Below are 521 nucleotides of genomic sequence, written 5' to 3' on the forward strand. Positions count from 1 at the left end.
TGACCGCCGCGCACCTCTTCGCTGATGGTGCGCAGGGCGGCCGGGTCCACTTCATGCACGAGACGGCGCCGGTTTCGGCAGAAGTGCTGTGGTCTCACAAGGAGTTGGACCTTGCTCTCCTTGGCCTGCGAGACGAGGGTGACCCGTCCCGCCGTCACCTCGCGGAGCCCGTGCGCTGGGGGACGCTGGCAGGACTCCTCCCGCTGGAAGCCCAGGTCACGGGCTTTCCGGAACTGGCGCGGGCCGGCGACGGGCGGCTCGACATCCACCAGTTGATCAGCGGTATCAGCCCGGTGTCGGGCGTGACGACGGCCCGTTGGAAGCTGGACGCGAGTGCCATCCCTATGCGGCCTGACGGGACCTCTCCCTTCAGCGGCATGTCCGGCGCGCCGGTCTTCGTGGGCGACCTGCTTGTGGGGGTCACCGTCGTCCATCACAGCGCCGGGCTGAACGCGGCGCGCATGGAGTCCGTGGCGGACGACGCCGAGTTCGTGAAGCTGTTCACCCAGCGTGCGGGCGTT

Annotated in this window: 1 pseudogene; it reads left to right on the top strand. The window is 69.1% G+C overall.

The window, feature by feature from the left end:
- Positions 1-170: 170 nt before the first annotated feature.
- Positions 171-521 (top strand): annotated as a pseudogene (locus IE260_RS41290) (hypothetical protein); the annotation flags it as partial.

The organism is Streptomyces viridiviolaceus (assembly GCF_014650995.1).
GTDB classification, from domain to species: Bacteria; Actinomycetota; Actinomycetes; order Streptomycetales; family Streptomycetaceae; genus Streptomyces; species Streptomyces viridiviolaceus.